This is a genomic window from Halomarina ordinaria (assembly GCF_030553305.1).
GTDB classification, from domain to species: Archaea; Halobacteriota; Halobacteria; order Halobacteriales; family Haloarculaceae; genus Halomarina; species Halomarina ordinaria.
Genome location: NZ_JARRAH010000001.1, coordinates 1,884,607 through 1,901,242, shown reverse-complemented (window position 1 = coordinate 1,901,242; position 16,636 = coordinate 1,884,607). Strand labels below are relative to the sequence as shown.

The window sequence follows — 16,636 nt, the reverse complement described above, 5'->3', positions numbered from 1 at the left end:
CGTTACAGCGACTCCTCGTCGTGTTCCTGGTCGGACTCCGACTGGTCGCCCCGGTCGGAGTAGTTCTCCCGGCCGACCGCCTCGCTGCCGACCATGTTCAACACCGCCTGCTTCACCTCGTCGGCGGACTGGAACTCCTCCTGGTACCCTTCGAGCGCCTCGTCGAGGCGCACCGACCCGCCCTCGAGACCGATTTCGGCGTCGCCGTACGCCTCGCGGATCTCGTCGGTGTCGGCCGGGTAGTCGTGCGATTCGAGGCGGCCGTCGAGGTCGCCGAAGTCCACGCCGAGGCTCCGGTCGTCGTCTGACTCGCTCATAGTGTCGCGACCAACACGGGCCAACGGGATACGGTTTGTGCCCGCGACGGCGCGGTCACCTCGCGTTCGCACTCGACGTTTGATTTGATGTGGGCGGCGCCCGACGCACGGGTATGCGACTCACGGACCACCCGTGGCCGGACGTGGAGGCGTCGTCGACCGACCTCGCGCTCCTGCCGGTCGGAAGCACCGAACAGCACGGCCCGCACGCACCGCTCGGGACCGACGCGCTGACCGCCGAGGCCGTCGCCGACGCCGGCGCGGCCGCCACCGACCGCGAGGTGGTCGTCGCGCCAACGATTCCCGTGGGCGTCGCCGAGGAACACCGCGGGTTCGCGGGGACGCTGTGGGTCTCCGAGGACACGTTCCGGCGGTACGTCCGGGAGGTCGTCGAGAGCCTCGCACACCACGGCTTCGATCGCGTCGTCGTCGTCAACGGCCACGGCGGGAACGTCGCGGCGCTCCGCGAGACCTGCGCACGGGTCACCCGCGACGGGACGGCCTACGCCGTCGCGTTCACGTGGTTCGACGGCGTCTCCTCCGACCTCCCGATGGGGCACGGCGGCGCCAGGGAGACGGCGCTGCTCCGACACGTCGCACCGGACCTCGTCCGCGAGGACCGCGTCGAGGCGGCCCGCGCGGAGGGGGCCGACCGCTGGGGGGAGTGGGTGAGCGGCGTCAACCTCGCCTACGACTCGGCGTCGTTCACCGAGAACGGCGTGGTGGGCGACCCGGGTGCGGGCACCGCGGCGGACGGCGAGGAACTGCTCGACGACGCGGCGGCGGCGCTCTCGACGCTCCTCGATAGCGTGGCCGACCGGCCGGTCGGCGGTGACGAGTAGCGTAGCCGCCGGCGGTCAGACCGCGCCGCGCTCGCGGGTCACTCCTCGTCTTCCTCGTCGGCGTCGTCGTCCGCCTCGGCGTCGTCCGCCGCCTCACCCTCGGCGTCTTCGAGCGCCCCGCGGAGCTGGGGGATGGTGCTCGCGAGCGCCCCCACCTGTTCGTGGGCGTCGGCGACCGTCTCGACGAGGTCGTCCACCTCCGCGATGGCCTCGCGGAGGTCCTCCGCGTCCTCGAAGGCGTCGGCCCGTTCGCCCATCGTGTACCACTTCTTGGCGTTGCGGAGGTGTTCCTCGGCGGCACCGGCGTCGAGGGCGCTGCGGAGGCCGTTGAGCACGCCGAGGGTGTTGTCGGCCTCGACGTCCCACACGTCGTCGGCGGGGGGGAGTTCCGCCCGGGCGTTCGCGAGGCTCTCCTCGACGTCGTCGCGCATCTCGGTCGCCGCTTCGCCGAAGAGTTCGTCGTCGTCGAGGGTCTGTTGGCTCATGGCGCGGGGTTTGTCGCCATCGTTCATAAACGCCCGCCCGAAACTGAAAGTAAAAACGGTGGTTTCGACCGCTCGCGAGCGGGTCAGCGTCGGTTCACCCCCCTCACGGGGCGGCGACCGGTGTCCGGTCCGGTTCCGTTCACTCCTCGTGGACGTCGACGACGCGCATCATGGGGTAGCCGTCCTCCATCCGCATCTCGGTACGGACGACGGTCTCCCCGTAGTCGATGCGCATGTGCACCTCCATGTACCGGCCCGTCAGTTCGGTGTAGTCGTGGGTGGTGTCGAGTTCGTCCACGAGGATGGCCACGTCCACCGCCGTGCAGTGGGGCTGGTTCTCGACGGCCGCCTCCATGGCGCGTTCGAGGCTGGCGGCGCTCTCGGGGCTGACGGGGGTCCCCGCGAACTGGTGGTACAGGGTCCCGAACTTGATGCCCGCCTCGAAGCAGGCCACCTCCCGTTCCGTGGGGTCCATACGCCCTCTGGCCGCGGGGCCGACTAAAGCGCCCCGGGTTCTCCCCCTCGCACTCTTGGTACGTGAACGCACATCTCGCAACCGGTTTAGGCGCGAATCGCTTTGCTCCCGCCATGGATTACGAATCGAGCCTCGACCGAGCCATGGAGAACGTTCCCGACATCGATACCAGTGGCGAGCGCCTCAGCGTCCCGGACGCGCAGGCCCAGAAGGACGGCGCGTTCACCCGCCTGACCAACCTCTCGGATATCGCCGACACCGTCTCCCGCGAGACCGAGCACGTCCACCGCTTCGTCCAGCGCGAACTCGGGACGAACGGGAAACTCGAGGAGGGCGTCGGCCGCTACAACGGGACCTTCTCCGGGCGCGACTTCGACACGGCCATCGAGAAGTACGTCGAGACGTACGTCCTCTGTGGCGAGTGCGGCCTGCCCGACACCCGCCTCGTGACCGAGGACCGCACGCCCATGCTCCGCTGTGACGCCTGCGGCGCGTTCCGTCCCGTCTCCAAGCAGCGCCGCCCCCAGCAGCAGACCCAGCAGCGCGACGCCGTCGAGGAGGGCAACACCTACACCCTCGAGATAACCTCGACCGGCCGCAAGGGCGACGGCGTCGCCGAGCGCGGCGAGTACACCATCTTCGTCCCCGGCGCCCAGCGCGGCGACATCGTCGAGGCGTACATCGAGAACATCAGCGGGTCGCTCGCGTTCGCCCGCCTCGAATCGAAACAGGACTGACTCCTCCGGCACGTCCCTCCCGCGAGCGCACACCGACGAGCGGCGAAACCGCGTCATTCTTCACCGACTTCTCCCTCTCTCCGCTCGAATGGACGACCCGGTCTTACTCACGGGGGCCGCGGGTCGCGTCGGCAGGGCCATCCTCGGCGACCTCGGCGGGGAGTACGAGTGGCGCCTGCTCGACCGCGAACCGCCGACGGAGGAGCCCGACCACGAATACGTCGTCGCCGACATCACCGACGAGGAGGCGGTGCGCGAGGCGATGGAGAACGTCGGCGCGGTGGTCCACCTCGCCGGCGACCCCCGCCCGGAGGCGCCCTGGGACAGCGTCCTCGCGAACAACATCGACGGGACGCACACGGTGCTGGCGGCGGCCGTCGAGGCGGGCGTCGAGAAGTTCGTCTTCGCCTCCTCGAACCACGCCGTCGGCGCCTACGAGTTCGGGCGCGACCCCCACATCTACCGCACCGAGTCGGAGTTCCGCCTCGACGGTACCGAACTCCCCCGCCCGAAGAACGTCTACGGCGTGAGCAAGGCCGCCGGCGAGACCCTCGGGCGCTACTTCCACGACGTCTACGACCTCTCGGTCGTCTGCGTCCGCATCGGCAACCTCACGAAGGGCCACCCGCCCGTCGACTACGAGCGCGGACAGGCGATGTGGCTCTCCTACCGCGACTGCGCGCACCTCTTCGACTGCTGTCTCCGCGCCGACTACGACTTCGAAATCGTCTACGGCATCTCCGACAACGACCGCAAGTACTACTCCATCGAGCGCGCCCGCGAGGTGCTCGGCTACGACCCGCAGGACAACTCCGCAGAGCACGACTGAGAAATCTATTGTCTTCTTTGATAAAGAAGGATCTCAGGAATTTCAGAAAGTGCCCGGTCAACTCAACCCATTTTCATCTGTGATAGGCTGTTTAAACACATCTCATGGATGTTTGTGACGGGGTTTTTATATGTATGGCTCTCTTTAACTATTGGGAGTACTGCTCATAGCGGTTAATGAGGAAGTAGAGGAATGCACCTACTTGGTGGATTAGCAATGTACAGTAAGTGCGGTCCATATAGGAATGGCGTTGTTTTCTGTCATTTCCAAGTTTAGCCGTCAACTGCTCTAATCCCTGTAGTAGATTATTCAACTCGGGCGCCGTGATACCATTTGCATTGTATACTCCTTCCTCTCGAAGCATATTGAGATAGTCTGAGTGATTTAAATCTGGATTGTCTGTCCAACCCTCCTTGTCCACGCAGATTGTACGGAGAACATCCTCAACACTGTTGTACAATCTCTTTGCAATCAGTTCGTCGTAGTCACCGTCCAGATACTGCTCATAGGCATCATTGTAGCCTCTGAGCGCTGTAGACCACTGCTTGTCTGCTGCTAACGATCGAACTTGTTCGTCAACGTCTTTCATCGCATCAGAAGCGAGCGATTCGAATCTAATCGTCCCTGGCTCATTCTCCGGGACTTCCCGTACCTGCCATAGTAACCCCTCTGTCTCAATAATGTCGCAGAGTGTCTCAAAATGACTCCCCATCCATTGATTGTTTCTGTCATATTTTTCTACTTGTACAATGAACAGATGCTCTAAGTAAGACAACGCAATATCGCTATCTGACTCTAATAATATCTTCTCATGAAGTTTATTATTCCCTGATAAACCACACGTGGAGGTTTCTGTTTTAATAGCCTCTACCACCTCATCGGGTATGCCGGATGTACCTGCTACACGAATGACTGGTTCCAGAGCTGCCCCTACATCAAAGTCTGTGGCGGTAAGTGCGTGAGCGATTCGTTCTCTACTACGTTGTGTTAGTTCTCTGTGGACTCGCGATTCGGGTTCTCTATTGCGCTCGAAGAACGATTCGAATTCATCTGTCATCGCTGCCTACTTTGATTGGGAATTGATAGATGTATGGTTGATGGAATACTCTGAGAACTACCCGAACAGCCCCTCGACGTCCCGTTCCTCGTGTTCGCGCCGGTCGACGTGTTCCGAGAGGCGCCGGTAGACCAGCGCGCGGTTCCGGCCCTCCGCGAAGTCCATCACGAGCGCGACGAACGGGCTGGTCGCCCGACCGGCGTCGAGGTCGGCCCGCCCGAACTCGGTGGCCCGGTCGAGCAGGTCGGTGTCGTAGTCGTACTCCGCGGCGAGCGCCCGCGCCGCGAGCGCCGCCTCCTCGAAGGTGAGGTCCGCGACGGCGAGCGCGACGCCCTCCACGTCGAGTGCGACGGGGTCGCGTCGTTCGACGACGGTCGGGTCGGCCGCCAGCGCGTCGAGGTACGCTCGAACCGGGTCGAGGGCGACCCCCCGGTACTCGCTCCCGAGGGGTGCGAGGTACTCGCGGGCGCCCGCCGCGAGGCCGACGGCCCCCCGTTCGTTCCCCTCCCTCGCGTGGTAGACGGCGGCGGTGAACTGGACGAGGCCCTGCAGGAAGTCGCGGTCGCGCCCCGCGTCGAGTTCGAGCCACTCCTCCTCCCACGGGTCGTGCGCGGCGTGGTACTCCCCGGCGTTGTAGAGGGCGACGCCGGCACGGAGTGCGCGGTCCATGTCTTCCCTTCTCGCTCGCCGGAGAAGTGTCTGGCTCCCTCAGTCGCGCGCCCAGACGACGCTGAAGTTCGCCACCTCGGGGTGCGTCTCGCGCATGAGTTCGGCGGCGTGCGCGGGTGCGGGCAGGTTGCCGCTGCCGAAGTAGGGCATCGCGTAGGCGGCGCGCAGGTCGCCCCGTTCGCGGACGGCGCGCATCGCCTCCTTCCGGCCGCCTTCGAACAGCGGCGGGCGCGGGAGGCCGAACAGCAGCGCCGCGTCGTCGTTCGCGACGACGCCGAGCGGTGTGACATCGTCCGTCAACTCCTCGCCGACGGTCTCGGGGTCGAGGTCGGCGAGCCCCTCCCCGAGCAGCCAGAGGTCGACGTAGGAGCCGACCGCGAAGGTCGGGTCGCCCTCGGCGCGCGCCAGGTCGCGCCGGACGCCCGCCGTCTCGGGCGTGACGAGTTCGTCGATGGGTCTCGGCTCCCCCTCCCGCACCGAGAGGTCGACCGTCTGGGTACGGTCGAGCGTCGCGTCGACGCGCTCGTCGATCCGTGCGTGGGGCGTGACGTCCTCCTCCTGGAGGAGTCGGAACGCCTCGCGCTCGGTACAGAACGCGCCGAGGTCGAAGGGGACGGCGACCACCCGGTCCAGTCGGGCGTCCCCGTCGGCCCCCTCGCGCGGTTCGACGCGCAGGCGGAGCGTCCCGTCCGCGAGGTAGCGCTCGGCCTCGAGCGCGCGGACGGCGCTGACCAGCGGGCCCGACTCGGGGACGTGTGGCTGGGCGTCGGGGTGGTAGCCCCCGACGTCGCCGAGGAACTCCCAGCCGTCGGGCGTGTCGGCCCAGACGGCGTGGTCGAGGAAGTCGAAGCCCTCGCCGGCCAGCCAGAGGTCGAACCGGCGGTCGGGGGCGTACGCCCCGTTCCGGGCGAACGTCGCCGCCCAGGCGTAGAGGTAGCGGTCGCGCGCGACGGTGATGGTGTCGACGGGCAGGTCGTCGCCGAGGCTGTCGGGGTCGACCTCGTTGGGGACGAACGGGTCGAACCCGAGTTCCGTCCGCGTGTACTTCGTCCGGGCGTACCAGCCGACGCCGTCGGCACCGGCGCCGATGGAGGCCCGGAGGTCCATCCGCATCGCCTGCTTGCTCGGGGTGTACTGGGGGTTGTTCGTGTGGCTCTCGCCGAGGTAGTAGACCGGGCTGTCGTCCGAGTACCGCCGCGCGTTCCTGACGAGGCTCCTGACCGCTTCGTTCGTCTGCTCGGGGCTGATGTCCTTCTCGTACCAGCCGCGGTAGAAGTCGGTGAAGACGAAGTCGGGCAGCGACTCCCGGAGACGCAGGTCGTCCATCACGCCCGCGAACACCTCCGGCTGGCGGCTCTCGACGATGTAGGGGAAGTGCAGGAAGATACCCACGTCGAGGTCCTCGCTCACCGCCCTCACCGCGCGCCGCTGGGCGGTGAAGACGTCCGGGCCGTACTGCTGCATCCGTTCGACCGACTCGCGGTTCCACTTCCCGCCCGGAATCCACTCGCCCGCGACCGGTGCCTCCTGCCAGAGGATGAGTTTCCCGCCGGGCATCCGCTCGCGGTAGCGCTCGGCGACCGCTCGGAGTCCGTCGAGGTGACGCTCGCGTTCCGTCCCGTTCGTGGCGAACGTCTCGGCGTCGATACGCCGGAGGACGCCGACGTTCGCCCACGCCTCCACGCCCGCGTCGCGCGCCTGCTCCAGCGCGGGCGCGAGGCGCCGCCCCTCGTCGTCGACGTGCGCGCTCGCGTCCGCCAGCACCACCGCGAGGTCGTGCTGGCGGGCGAAGGCGTAGAGGTTCCGGCGCAGTCGGTCGTTCTGCCAGATCGCCCGTTCGGCCCACGCGAAGTCCGTCCGCGACTCGGCGGCGCTCGTGTCTGGGTAGGGGACGTCCGCCCACTGGTTCGTCGGCTCACCCGTCCACTGGCTGACGGCGTAGCCGCTCGTCGCCGCCACGCCGACGACGCCCGCCGCGCCGAGCATCGCTCGCCGGCGCGTGATGCCGCCACCGCCACCGCCACCACTACCACCCTCGCCGCCCTCGCTGCCGCCGTCTCCGGGTTCTGCGGCTCCGCCACCCCCGCCGCCGTCGTCGCCGCGCTCCGGTCGGTCCATTCGTTGCCTACCCGGTACTGACCCGAGGGCAATCAACCTGTCCGCTCGCGTGTCACTCGGGCGCACGGTGGGTTACCGGCGGAGCGTCCACCCGAGTGCGAGGACCGCGACGGCGACGCCGAGCGCGAACGGGAAGGTGTCGCTCTCGCCGCCGAACCGCCAGCCGAAGACGACGAACCCGACGAGCGCGACGACGAACGCGGCGAGACCGACCCACTGGAGGGTCGGTGAACGCGAGGAGCGTCCGGGCATGGTGTGGGTGTAGCTGTTGGTGGAGGAACACGTGCGTTGGCCAGAGACGGAGCTGTAACAGTCGCTGTGCCTCGAGCGAGAAACGTCCTGACGGAGTCTCACGCGAGCTGCGCGGGACCGGAGGTCCCGCGAGAAACCGGCGGCTTCGCCGCCGGTGACGAAAACGAGCGTGAGGCACGTCAGGGCGCGAACCGTGAGGCGAGTCGCTCTCCGAGCGACTCGCCGAACAAAGTGAGCGTCCTGATGGAGATTTGAACTCGCCGAGACTCGCTGACGCTCACGGCTTCGCCGTTCGCGGGCGAGGTCGCAAGCGACCTCGCCACCGCTCGTCTCGTCTGCTCAAATCTCCGTGGAGGCGTTTCACGAGGCGTCGGCTCCTCGCTTCGCTCGTCGCGTGACGCCTCGTAGAAACGTCCTGACGGAGATTTGAACTCCGGTCCCTGGCTCCGCAAGCCAAGAGGATAGTCCACTACCCTACCAGGACTCACCTATCCGTACCGGGGTTCGGGATAAGTGGGTTACGGTTCGCTCGCGTCCTGCCGGCTGTCAACACGGCGACGAACGTTCAAGTACCAGAGGGTGACCAGTGGGGCGTATGCCGAACCGTTCGAACAATCGACAACGATTAACAGCGGTGTACCCATGTCCCGACTAATGGGCGTTATCGAGGACGTATACGGGGACCTCGAGGCGGACATCTCCGAGGAGGAGTTCCGCGAGGCAGTGGCAACGAAGGTCGAACAGATGGACGGCCTCGCCGACGAGGAGACGGCGGCGATGCTCGTCGCGCACGAACTCACCGAGGAGGAGGTCAACGGCATCGCGGACGTCGAAGCCGGCATGGAGGAGGTGAAGTTCCTCGCGAAGGTGCTGAGCGTCGGCGACCTCCGGACGTTCGAGCGCGAAGACGGCGAGGGGCAGGTGCTCAACGTCGAGGTCGCGGACGAGACGGGCCGCGTGCGCGTCGCGCTCTGGGACCAGGACGCGGCCGCTGCCGAGGAGGAACTCGACGCCGGCGACGTGCTGCGTATCAAGGGTCGTCCCAAGGAGGGCTACAGCGGCCTGGAGGTGAGCGCCAGCCGCGTCGAGGGCGACCCCGACGCGACCATCGAGGTCGACCTCGCCGAGGAGGGCACCATCGCGTCGCTCTCGCTCGGCCAGAGCGACGTCTCTGCGCGCGGGCGCGTCCTCGGCACCGAACCCGTCCGGACCTTCTCGCGCGACGACGGGAGCGAGGGCCGCGTCGCGAACGTCGTCCTCGGCGACGAGACGGGCCGCGTGCGCGTGACCCTCTGGGACGAGCAGGCCGACCGCGCCACCGAACTGGAGGAGGGGCGTTCCGTCGAGGTCGTCGACGGCTACGTCAGGGAGCGCGACGGCGCGCTCGAACTCCACGTCGGCTCCCGCGGGAAGGTCGAGGACCTCGACGAGGACGTGACGTACGTCCCCGAGACGACGGACATCGAGGACCTCGAACTGGAGGACGTCGTCGACATCGCGGGCGTCATCCGCTCCGCGGACCCCAAGCGGACGTTCGACCGCGACGACGGGAGCGAGGGCCAGGTGCGGAACGTTCGCGTGCAGGACCGCACTGGCGACATCCGCGTGGCGCTGTGGGGCGAGAAGGCCGACGCCGACATCGGCCCCGGCGACGAGGTGCTGTTCGCCGACGTGGAGATAAAGGACGGCTGGCAGGAGGACCTCGAAGCCTCCGCCGGGTGGCGCTCGACGGTCTCCGTCCTCGACGCGGGGAGCACGACCGCCGGGGCGGAGGCGGGGAGCGCCGACGCCGACGACTCCGACGGTGGTTCGGGCGGTGCGACCGGTCTCGACGCCTTCACCGGCGAGAGCGACGCCGACGGTGCGGGAAGTGCCGGAGACGCGCCGTCGTCCGACGCCGGGGCGGAGAGTGCCGCCGCGGCCACGGCGAGCGCCGAGGGACTCGCCGACGCGAGCGACGGCGACGAGTCCACGGAGTTCACCGGGACCGTCGTCCAGACGGGCGACCCGGTGATGCTCGACGACGGGAGCGAGACGGTCACCGTCGTCACCGACGAGGACGTCCGCCTCGGCCAGGAGGTGACCGTCCGCGGGCGACTGGTGGACGGCCGCCTCGAGGCCGACGAGGTCTTCTGACGACTGCCGCCTGCGGTCGACGACCGTCGCCTGTCGCCTGCCGCCTGTCGGCCGACGGCCACCGTGTTCTGCTCCCGTTTCCTCCGGTCTCGCTGCACTTGCTCGAACCGTGTCTGGTCGTCACGTCCCCCGGACGACTGCGTTCGCCCCGACACCCGCGCTTCGACCCCCGTCGGAGGGTGGTCTATCGACGCGGAACGCTTAAGCCCGAAACAGTCCCGTGTCACGGTATGAGTGTCGAGTTACCGTTCGCGCCGGTGGACACTATCATCCGGCGGAACGCGGGGTCCCTCCGGGTGAGCGCCGACGCCGCCGAGGCGCTCGCTCACCACATCCAGGTCCGCGGCGCGGCGTTGGCCGTCGACGCCGCCCAGCGCGCGACCGAGGACGGCCGCAAGACGCTGATGGCCGAGGACTTCGGCACGACCGGCGAGAAGGCGGCGCTCGAACTCCCCATCGCGCCGGTCGACCGCATCGCCCGACTCGACATCGACGACCGCTATCGCGTCTCGATGGACGCGCGTATCGCCCTCGCGTCGCTGCTCGAGGCCTACGCGGACGACGTGGCCGCCGCGGCCGCCGTCCTCGCCCGGCACGCCGACCGCCGGACGGTCATCGAAGCCGACGTCGAGACGTACTTCGAACTCGCCGCCTACTTCGAATGAAGTTCGGCTACCGGGAGGCCTGTCTCTCACACGACGCGGGACCGCGCCACCCGGAGCGTCCCGACCGACTGCGCGCCATCCGGCGCGCGCTCTCCCGGCAACACGCCGTCGAGTACGCCGCCCCCGACGCCGCCACCCCGGAGGAGGTGAAGGCCGTCCACGACGACGAGTACGTCGAGTCCGTCCGGGCGTTCTGCGCCGACGGCGGTGGAGAGTGGGACCCCGACACGGTCGCCGTCGAGGAGACGTGGGACGCGGCGCTCGCCAGCGCCGGCATCGCCCGCTGGGCCGCCCACGAGGCACTCGACGGGGCCGACGGCTGGGACACCCCCTTCGCGCTCGGTCGCCCGCCGGGTCACCACGCCGTCTACGACGACGCCATGGGCTTCTGCTTCTTCAACAACGCCGCCGTCGCGGCCCAGTCCGCCCTCGAACGGGTCGACCGCGTCGCTATCTTCGACTGGGACGTCCACCACGGCAACGGCACGCAGGACATCTTCTACGAGCGCGGCGACGTCCACTACTCCTCCATCCACGAGCGCGGCCTCTACCCCGGGACGGGCCACCCCGACGAGACCGGTCGCGACGACGGCGAGGGGGCGACGTTCAACCTCGCGCTCCCCGCCGGCTGTGGCGACGTCGAGTACGCCTTCGCCATCGACGAGGGGCTTCGCCCCGCGCTCGAAGCGTTCGACCCCGGCCTCGTGCTCGTCAGCGCCGGCTTCGACGCCCACGAGCGCGACCCCATCTCGCGGATGCGCGTCTCCTCGGAGGGGTACGCCGCCCTCACCGACCGGATGCGCGACCTCGCTGACGACCTCGACGCCCCGCTCGCGTTCGTCCTGGAGGGGGGGTACGGCCTGGAGTCGCTCGCCGAGAGCGTCGCCACCGTCGACGAGGTGTTCGAGGGACGCGAGCCGGTCGAACCCGAGGGCGATGTCGACGAGAAGGCCCAGCGGGTCGTCCGGTCGACCCTCGACCATCACGGCCTGGGGTCGAAGTAACGCGCGAGGTCCGCCCCGAACTCCCCGGCCAGTGCTACGGTCTCCTCCCCGCCGAGCACCTCGTAGCCCTCTCTGAGTGCGTCCTCGACGCGGACGCCGAGCGAGACGCCGAAGAGGGCGTCGCTCTCGAGCCACGAGCGCGCCGTCGCGTGGTCGCGCTCGCGCTCGACGACGTAGCGCGCACCGTCGACGAACGGCCCGTAGACGTCCCCCGATTCGGCGTACTTGTCGTAGAAGCCAGCGGCGTGACCGCCGACCCACACCGGAGGCCCGTCGTGGCGCGCGACGGCGGGTCGGGCGGCCACCTCGCACTCGACGAAGAGGACGGCCGTCTCGTCGGCGAACGCGGCCGCCCGGAGCACGTCGAACCCCTGCCGGTCGAGTTCTCCGGCGACCCCCGCGAGCGACTTCTCCAGCTGGGGGTAGAGCTGGTCGTCCACGAGGTCGGGCGCGTCGAACCGGAGCGCGAAGGGGGTCGTCCCCCGCCGGTCGAGTTCCGCGGCCATCCTCTCGGCGTCGAGCGGGGTCGGCGCGGGCGGGTCGAAGCGCTCGACGGTCGGGTCCGCGAGGAACACCCGCGCGTGGTGGACGAGCCGCGCGACGTTGTCAGTCGAGCACACCGCGGCGACGTTGCGCTCCGGGTCGGTGGGGTCGACGACCACGAGCGGGTCGTCGAACGACCGCCTGCCGTGGGCCTCGGGGTCGAGTTCGACCGGCGGGCGCCAGTCGCACGCGGCCGCCAGGAACGAACGCAGGTCGCCGTACGCCAGCACGAGCAGTTCCGTCAGGTAGCCCGAGAACCCCTTCGTCCGGAGGTCGCTCCCGTAGACGCCGATGCCCTTCAGGAACGCCTTCGTCAGCACCACCTCGCGGGCGAGGTCGGCGTCGAGTCGCGCCGAGAGGTAGGCGTCGTGGAAGGGCGTGCGGTCCACCGCCGACTGGATGTCCGTGGCGTCTGCTACCCTGTAACAGGGAACGAGGTCGACGTCGAACCCCTCGACGGTGCCCTTCACGTAGGGGTGTTCGGCGTACTCCTCGTGGCCGTCGGGGAGGACCGCCCGGCCGACCTGGAGGCCGTAGCGCTCCAGGTCCGCGCGCGGGAGGTCCGGCGGGAAGCGGACGAACACGTCGATGTCGCGGTCGCCGCTGACCCACGTCCCCCGGGCGGTCGAGCCGACCTGGACAACGTCCGCCGCGACCGGCAGGTCGTCGACGGCCGCCTCCGCCGCCGCGAGGACGCGCCCCGCGACCCCCGCGAGTCGCTCGCGCTCCTCCGTATCGGGGACGACGCGGGCGGCGATTTCCTCGACGACGGCCTCGAACTCGTCCATGTGCGGAGGTCCCGGTCGGCGGGCGAAAACGTGTCGGTCCGCCCTGTGACGTGTGGTCGCACTCCGCCCGACCGCCCCGGAAACGAAAGTCCTATCTGGTGAATCGAGTTAGGGGATGGTAGAGCCGCCGTAGCTCAGTTGGTAGAGCACCTCGCTGTTAACGAGGTTGTCCCAGGTTCGAGTCCTGGCGGTGGCGCTCCTCTCGTTCACTGCTCCGCCAGCCCCCGCTACGACTCGATGACCGCCTCGCCCGCGCGGAGCGCCTCGTCCCACCACGACGCCTCCCGCGCGTCGGCGACGGGGAGCGGCGGGTCGGGGTCGGCCGGTGGGTCGCACAGCGCGCGACGGAACCACCCCACGTCGCACCACTCCTCCAGTTTGTAGCCGACGTCCTCCCAGACGCCGACGCGCCCGAAGCCCAACGCCTCGTGGAAGGCGGCGCTCGTCGGATTGGGGAGCGTGACGGCCGCGTAGACGCTACAGTAGCCCTGCCCGGCGAGCAGGTCGAACAGGGCGGTGTAGAGGCCCCGACCGACGCCGGCCCGTTTCGCGCCGTCGGCGACGTACACCGAACTCTCGGTCGCCCACCGGTAGGCCGCCCGCGAGCGCACCGGGCCGGCGTAGGCGTACGCCACCACCCGGCCGTCGCGTTCGCAGACGAGCCACGGGTAGGCCTCCCGTTTCGACTCGATGCGCGCTCGCATCTCGGCTTCGGTCGGGGGCGTCCGCTCGAACGTGATAGTGGTCTCCTCGACGTAGGGGGCGTAGACGTCGCGAATCGCGCCCGCGTCCCCGGGCGTGGCGAGTCGGAGCGTCGCGCTCACCGCGCCCGCGGACTCGCTGGCCTCTCCGGTCATGCCCTCCGATTCGGGGCGGCGTGCAAACCCGTTGCGTCCCGCGCGACGCTTGCCGACCCGTCTCGGCACACTAAAGAGGCGCGACAGAAAACCCTGGACTGAGGGCCCTTAGCTTAGTCAGGTCAAAGCGACCGGCTCATAACCGGTTGAGCGCTGGTTCAAATCCGGCAGGGCCCATGCGAGTACCGCGAGCGTCAGCGAGCGGTCGCGCGGAACCCCGACGGATTTGAACTGAGGAGCGAGCGCCAGCGAGCGACCGTGGTTCAAATCCGGCAGGGCCCATGAGGCCGGCGCGCAGCGCCGTGCCGAGTACACCGCTGCCGATTTGAATCGAGGAGCGAGCGCCAGCGAGCGACCGTGGTTCAAATCCGGCAGCTCACTCCTCGCTCGCGAGCGTCCGCCGGAGCGCCGTCGCCACCTCCTCGAACAGCGTGATGGGCATCGCGTCGGTGGTGGCGAACGTCCCCTCCTCGCCGTCGACGACCCGGACGACGTAGCCGTCGGTGAACGCCCTGATGGTGAACTGGTAGGTGCCGAGTTCGGAGGTGCCGTAGGCGCGCAGGTCGGCGAACGCGAGGCGCTCGTTGGCGGCGAAGCGCTCGACGTCGGCGTCCCGGTCGAGGTCGCTCCGCAGGTAGAGCCGTTCCCACTCCTCGGGGGTGAAGTAGACCAGGCTCCGGAGGTCGTCTCCGATGGCGGTTCGAGCGGCGCTGACGAGCGTCTCGCGACGCTCGTCCGTGACGAGTGCTGTCATGTCTCTCGAATACGCACGCCGAGGAGATATGCCCTGCGCGAGCCCTCCCCTCACCACTCGGTCAGCGCGCGCGTCCCGTGGTAGCGAGAGAGGACGCCGAGGAAGGTGGCGACGGCGCAGAGCGCGCTCGCCCCGCCGAGGTAGAACACCCACGCGATGCCCACCGAGTCGACGAGGACGCCGGCGACGACGGGGGCGACGACGCTCCCCGGCCGCCAGACGAGTTCCCGGACGCCGAAACTGCTGGCGACGCTGCCGTCGGCGGTCCCCTCGTCGGCGAACAGCGCCATGCTCGCGGGTTCGCGGAGACTGTCCGCGACGCCCAGCAGCGCGTTCAGCGCGACCAGCGGGAGGAACGCCACCGACAGCTCGCCCAGGGAGGGGAACGTCGCGGGGAGCGAGAGCGCCTCGCCCAGCAGGGGCGTGAACGGGACCAGCAGGGCGACCACGCCGTAGGCGGCCCCGCCAACGAAGACGAACAGCGCGCGGCCGTGGCGGTCCGAGAGCGTCCCGCTGTAGGGTTGACAGCACATGTTCGCCACCTTCTCGGCGACGATGACGACGCTCACGGCGAGCGTCGCCTCCACGTAGCCGAGACCGCCGCGGGCGGCCGACAGACCGGCGTAGACGGGGACGAAGTTCCGGACGAGCGTCACCGAGACGGCGTACTGCGCGCGGAAGCTCGTCAGCGTCCACAGCCGCCGGTTGAGTGCGAGCCCACGGAAGGGGTTTCCCCGTATGCGGCTCCCGTCGGGGTCGACGAACGCGAGGACGGCGAGCAGCGCGCCCACCATGAGCGCCACCTGGACACTGTAGACGGCGCCGAAGCCGAAGCGCTGGTAGAGGTAGCCCGCGCTGAGCGCGCCGCCGACCCCCGCCGCGAGCCGTGCGGCGTTCGCCCGGCCGATGCGGTTCGCGCGGCCGTCCCTCGCGGCGAGTTCGCCCACCAGCGCCAGCGAGAGGATCCCCGTCGCCGTCGCCGAGAGCCCCTGGAGGGCGCGCGCGAGGACGACGTGCCCGCTCGTCTCGACGAACGCGAACGCGCCGTAGGCGACGACGCCGAGACCGAGGCCGACGAGCAGGACGGTCCGCTTGTCGTAGCGGTCGCCGGCCCACGCCACGGGGACGACGGCGGCCGTCTGGGCGACCGTGAAGCCCGTGTAGAACAGGCCGAGGACGACGCCGGAGGCGCCGAGGACGTTGATGTACGTCGGGAGGAGCGCCGCGAGCGTCGCCAGGCCGAACCCGGCGGCGAAGCGCGTGAGGTAGAGCGCGCCGAACTGGCGGGCGGCCGGCGTGGCGACTCGCGAGCGGAGGGGCATACACCGGGTCTGGGTGGTCCCGAAAAAGCGGTTGCGAAACCGACCGGTCAGTCGACGACGACGGTCTCCTCGGCGACCAGCTGGAGCACGTCGTCGGTGTCGGCGAAGTTGGCGATGTCGGCGCCGGCGGCCCGGCCCGCCTCGCTGTCGAGCGCCGCGTCGAGCGCCTCGCGGTCGGCGAAGAACACCTCCGCCAGCGCGTCGTAGGGCGCCCCCTCGTCGGCGAACGCGACGGTGTAGCGCTCGACGTTCGGCATCTCCTCGGCCATCGGTGCGTGCTCCTCCAGGTAGTAGCGCTCGAACTCCTCGCGGTCCATCCCCTCCGTCCGGTTGAGACCGAACACAATCTTGGTCGTCATGGCGTCTCGACCTCTCGCGCCGGGACCGTAACTGTTCGCTCGCGGCAACGCTCATGTGCGCCGGGCGTGAACCCCTCCACTCGTGACCGAGAACGACCGGGTCGGACGACGCGCCTTCCTGCGTGCGGGGGCCGGGGCGGGGGTCGTCGCCGCGACGGCCGCCGCCAGCGCCACCGCGGCCGCCCAGGGCAACGAGAGTGGCACCAACGCGAGCGAAGGTGAGGGTGAGAACGACGGCGGTGGGGAGGGCGAGAACGACGGCGAGGGCGAGAACGACGACGAGGGTGAGAGCGAACCGTTCGCCCCCGGCCTGAACTTCGTACTCGCGTTCCTCGCCGTCGTGCTGGCCGTCCTGTCGCCGCTGGCCTTCGCCCTCCTCCTGTTCGCCCGCGGCGGGGGCCGGGGGCGGCCCCCGGAGGAGTAGGGA

General features: G+C 69.2%; 19 protein-coding genes and 3 tRNA genes. 9 read left to right on the top strand and 13 right to left on the bottom strand.

The features are described 5' to 3' along the window. Positions 1-2 precede the first annotated feature (2 nt). Positions 3-317, bottom strand: coding sequence for a DUF5789 family protein (locus P1Y20_RS10320; protein ID WP_304448579.1), 315 nt, complete (start codon positions 315-317; stop codon positions 3-5). Positions 318-430: 113 nt separating this feature from the next. Here P1Y20_RS10320 and P1Y20_RS10315 point away from each other — a divergent pair, with 113 nt between their 5' ends. Beyond that, positions 431-1,159 (top strand): creatininase family protein, encoded by a 729-nt coding sequence (locus P1Y20_RS10315; RefSeq protein WP_304448578.1) that lies wholly within the window; start codon positions 431-433, stop codon positions 1,157-1,159. Between the two features lie 38 nt (positions 1,160-1,197). Here P1Y20_RS10315 and P1Y20_RS10310 read toward each other — a convergent pair whose 3' ends face one another. Continuing rightward, on the bottom strand, positions 1,198-1,644 hold the full coding sequence (locus P1Y20_RS10310) for a DUF5790 family protein (RefSeq protein ID WP_304448577.1): 447 nt from the start codon (positions 1,642-1,644) through the stop codon (positions 1,198-1,200). 139 nt (positions 1,645-1,783) lie between these two features. Further along, the gene (locus P1Y20_RS10305) at positions 1,784-2,119 is read right to left on the bottom strand and encodes a dihydroneopterin aldolase family protein (RefSeq protein ID WP_304448576.1); all 336 of its coding nucleotides are present in this window, start codon (positions 2,117-2,119) and stop codon (positions 1,784-1,786) included. 113 nt (positions 2,120-2,232) lie between these two features. On the opposite strand from P1Y20_RS10305, the gene P1Y20_RS10300 reads away from it, so the two are divergent. Together P1Y20_RS10300 and azf are read left to right on the top strand one after the other, a co-directional pair. Next, entirely contained in the window at positions 2,233-2,856 is a 624-nt protein-coding gene (locus P1Y20_RS10300; protein ID WP_304448575.1) for a translation initiation factor IF-2 subunit beta, read from the top strand. Between the two features lie 88 nt (positions 2,857-2,944). Then, on the top strand, positions 2,945-3,685 hold the full coding sequence (gene azf, locus P1Y20_RS10295; RefSeq protein WP_304448574.1) for an NAD-dependent glucose-6-phosphate dehydrogenase Azf: 741 nt from the start codon (positions 2,945-2,947) through the stop codon (positions 3,683-3,685). 148 nt (positions 3,686-3,833) lie between these two features. Here azf and P1Y20_RS10290 read toward each other — a convergent pair whose 3' ends face one another. The 5 genes from P1Y20_RS10290 to P1Y20_RS10270 all read right to left on the bottom strand — a co-directional run bounded on the left by P1Y20_RS10290 (position 3,834) and on the right by P1Y20_RS10270 (position 8,265). Next, entirely contained in the window at positions 3,834-4,742 is a 909-nt protein-coding gene (locus P1Y20_RS10290; protein ID WP_304448573.1) for an abortive infection family protein, read from the bottom strand. 57 nt (positions 4,743-4,799) lie between these two features. Beyond that, positions 4,800-5,411, bottom strand: a complete 612-nt coding sequence (locus P1Y20_RS10285) for a DUF309 domain-containing protein (protein WP_304448572.1) — start codon at positions 5,409-5,411, stop codon at positions 4,800-4,802. A 39-nt stretch (positions 5,412-5,450) separates the two neighbouring features. Further along, positions 5,451-7,529, bottom strand: a complete 2,079-nt coding sequence (locus tag P1Y20_RS10280) for a hypothetical protein (protein WP_304448571.1) — start codon at positions 7,527-7,529, stop codon at positions 5,451-5,453. Positions 7,530-7,601: 72 nt separating this feature from the next. Further along, positions 7,602-7,781, bottom strand: a complete 180-nt coding sequence (locus tag P1Y20_RS10275; RefSeq protein ID WP_304448570.1) for a hypothetical protein — start codon at positions 7,779-7,781, stop codon at positions 7,602-7,604. Between the two features lie 411 nt (positions 7,782-8,192). After that, positions 8,193-8,265 (bottom strand) — tRNA-Arg (locus P1Y20_RS10270). A 170-nt stretch (positions 8,266-8,435) separates the two neighbouring features. On the opposite strand from P1Y20_RS10270, the gene P1Y20_RS10265 reads away from it, so the two are divergent. From P1Y20_RS10265 to P1Y20_RS10255, 3 genes are all read left to right on the top strand, one after another. Continuing rightward, positions 8,436-9,917, top strand: coding sequence for a single-stranded DNA binding protein (locus tag P1Y20_RS10265; RefSeq protein ID WP_304448569.1), 1,482 nt, complete (start codon positions 8,436-8,438; stop codon positions 9,915-9,917). Between the two features lie 230 nt (positions 9,918-10,147). Next, positions 10,148-10,582 (top strand): histone, encoded by a 435-nt coding sequence (locus P1Y20_RS10260; protein ID WP_304448568.1) that lies wholly within the window; start codon positions 10,148-10,150, stop codon positions 10,580-10,582. Continuing rightward, positions 10,579-11,586 (top strand): histone deacetylase family protein, encoded by a 1,008-nt coding sequence (locus P1Y20_RS10255; protein ID WP_304448567.1) that lies wholly within the window; start codon positions 10,579-10,581, stop codon positions 11,584-11,586. Before P1Y20_RS10260 ends, P1Y20_RS10255 begins: the two co-directional genes overlap by 4 nt. Here P1Y20_RS10255 and cca read toward each other — a convergent pair. Next, positions 11,565-12,917, bottom strand: coding sequence for a CCA tRNA nucleotidyltransferase (gene cca / locus P1Y20_RS10250; protein WP_304448566.1), 1,353 nt, complete (start codon positions 12,915-12,917; stop codon positions 11,565-11,567). The genes P1Y20_RS10255 and cca overlap by 22 nt on opposite strands. 123 nt (positions 12,918-13,040) lie before the next feature. Between cca and P1Y20_RS10245 the strand changes: the two genes are divergently transcribed. Next, positions 13,041-13,113, top strand: a tRNA-Asn gene (locus P1Y20_RS10245). Positions 13,114-13,144: 31 nt separating this feature from the next. Here P1Y20_RS10245 and P1Y20_RS10240 read toward each other — a convergent pair. After that, complete coding sequence (locus P1Y20_RS10240; RefSeq protein WP_304448565.1) at positions 13,145-13,774, bottom strand: GNAT family N-acetyltransferase; 630 nt, start codon at positions 13,772-13,774, stop codon at positions 13,145-13,147. A gap of 102 nt (positions 13,775-13,876) precedes the next feature. Here P1Y20_RS10240 and P1Y20_RS10235 point away from each other — a divergent pair. Beyond that, positions 13,877-13,951 (top strand) — tRNA-Ile (locus P1Y20_RS10235). 199 nt (positions 13,952-14,150) lie between these two features. Here the strand turns inward: P1Y20_RS10235 and P1Y20_RS10230 are convergent. Genes P1Y20_RS10230 through P1Y20_RS10220 form a run of 3 tightly spaced genes read right to left on the bottom strand, consistent with a single transcriptional unit; the run spans position 14,151 to position 16,209 of the window. Then, positions 14,151-14,528 carry a DUF7522 family protein gene (locus tag P1Y20_RS10230; protein WP_304448564.1) on the bottom strand — a complete coding sequence of 126 codons (378 nt, stop codon included), beginning with the start codon at positions 14,526-14,528 and terminating at the stop codon, positions 14,151-14,153. Positions 14,529-14,578: 50 nt separating this feature from the next. Further along, positions 14,579-15,850: an MFS transporter gene (locus tag P1Y20_RS10225; protein WP_304448563.1), complete on the bottom strand. Its 1,272-nt coding sequence runs from the start codon at positions 15,848-15,850 to the stop codon at positions 14,579-14,581. 47 nt (positions 15,851-15,897) lie between these two features. Then, positions 15,898-16,209 carry an EthD family reductase gene (locus P1Y20_RS10220; RefSeq protein ID WP_304448562.1) on the bottom strand — a complete coding sequence of 104 codons (312 nt, stop codon included), beginning with the start codon at positions 16,207-16,209 and terminating at the stop codon, positions 15,898-15,900. A gap of 82 nt (positions 16,210-16,291) precedes the next feature. On the opposite strand from P1Y20_RS10220, the gene P1Y20_RS10215 reads away from it, so the two are divergent. Further along, the gene (locus tag P1Y20_RS10215; RefSeq protein ID WP_304448561.1) at positions 16,292-16,633 is read left to right on the top strand and encodes a hypothetical protein; all 342 of its coding nucleotides are present in this window, start codon (positions 16,292-16,294) and stop codon (positions 16,631-16,633) included. Positions 16,634-16,636 lie beyond the last annotated feature (3 nt).

Excerpts from the sequence above, each read along its gene's own strand:
- P1Y20_RS10275 (WP_304448570.1), bottom strand. The coding sequence starts at position 7,781 with ATGCCCGGACGCTCCTCGCGTTCACCGACCCTCCAGTGGGTCGGTCTC.
- P1Y20_RS10255 (WP_304448567.1), top strand. The coding sequence starts at position 10,579 with ATGAAGTTCGGCTACCGGGAGGCCTGTCTCTCACACGACGCGGGACCG.
- P1Y20_RS10290 (WP_304448573.1), bottom strand. The coding sequence starts at position 4,742 with ATGACAGATGAATTCGAATCGTTCTTCGAGCGCAATAGAGAACCCGAA.
- P1Y20_RS10220 (WP_304448562.1), bottom strand. The coding sequence starts at position 16,209 with ATGACGACCAAGATTGTGTTCGGTCTCAACCGGACGGAGGGGATGGAC.
- P1Y20_RS10315 (WP_304448578.1), top strand. The coding sequence starts at position 431 with ATGCGACTCACGGACCACCCGTGGCCGGACGTGGAGGCGTCGTCGACC.
- P1Y20_RS10280 (WP_304448571.1), bottom strand. The coding sequence starts at position 7,529 with ATGGACCGACCGGAGCGCGGCGACGACGGCGGCGGGGGTGGCGGAGCC.
- azf (WP_304448574.1), top strand. The coding sequence starts at position 2,945 with ATGGACGACCCGGTCTTACTCACGGGGGCCGCGGGTCGCGTCGGCAGG.
- P1Y20_RS10300 (WP_304448575.1), top strand. The coding sequence starts at position 2,233 with ATGGATTACGAATCGAGCCTCGACCGAGCCATGGAGAACGTTCCCGAC.
- P1Y20_RS10260 (WP_304448568.1), top strand. The coding sequence starts at position 10,148 with ATGAGTGTCGAGTTACCGTTCGCGCCGGTGGACACTATCATCCGGCGG.
- P1Y20_RS10285 (WP_304448572.1), bottom strand. The coding sequence starts at position 5,411 with ATGGACCGCGCACTCCGTGCCGGCGTCGCCCTCTACAACGCCGGGGAG.
- P1Y20_RS10225 (WP_304448563.1), bottom strand. The coding sequence starts at position 15,850 with ATGCCCCTCCGCTCGCGAGTCGCCACGCCGGCCGCCCGCCAGTTCGGC.
- P1Y20_RS10320 (WP_304448579.1), bottom strand. The coding sequence starts at position 317 with ATGAGCGAGTCAGACGACGACCGGAGCCTCGGCGTGGACTTCGGCGAC.
- P1Y20_RS10310 (WP_304448577.1), bottom strand. The coding sequence starts at position 1,644 with ATGAGCCAACAGACCCTCGACGACGACGAACTCTTCGGCGAAGCGGCG.
- P1Y20_RS10240 (WP_304448565.1), bottom strand. The coding sequence starts at position 13,774 with ATGACCGGAGAGGCCAGCGAGTCCGCGGGCGCGGTGAGCGCGACGCTC.
- cca (WP_304448566.1), bottom strand. The coding sequence starts at position 12,917 with ATGGACGAGTTCGAGGCCGTCGTCGAGGAAATCGCCGCCCGCGTCGTC.
- P1Y20_RS10230 (WP_304448564.1), bottom strand. The coding sequence starts at position 14,528 with ATGACAGCACTCGTCACGGACGAGCGTCGCGAGACGCTCGTCAGCGCC.
- P1Y20_RS10265 (WP_304448569.1), top strand. The coding sequence starts at position 8,436 with ATGGGCGTTATCGAGGACGTATACGGGGACCTCGAGGCGGACATCTCC.
- P1Y20_RS10305 (WP_304448576.1), bottom strand. The coding sequence starts at position 2,119 with ATGGACCCCACGGAACGGGAGGTGGCCTGCTTCGAGGCGGGCATCAAG.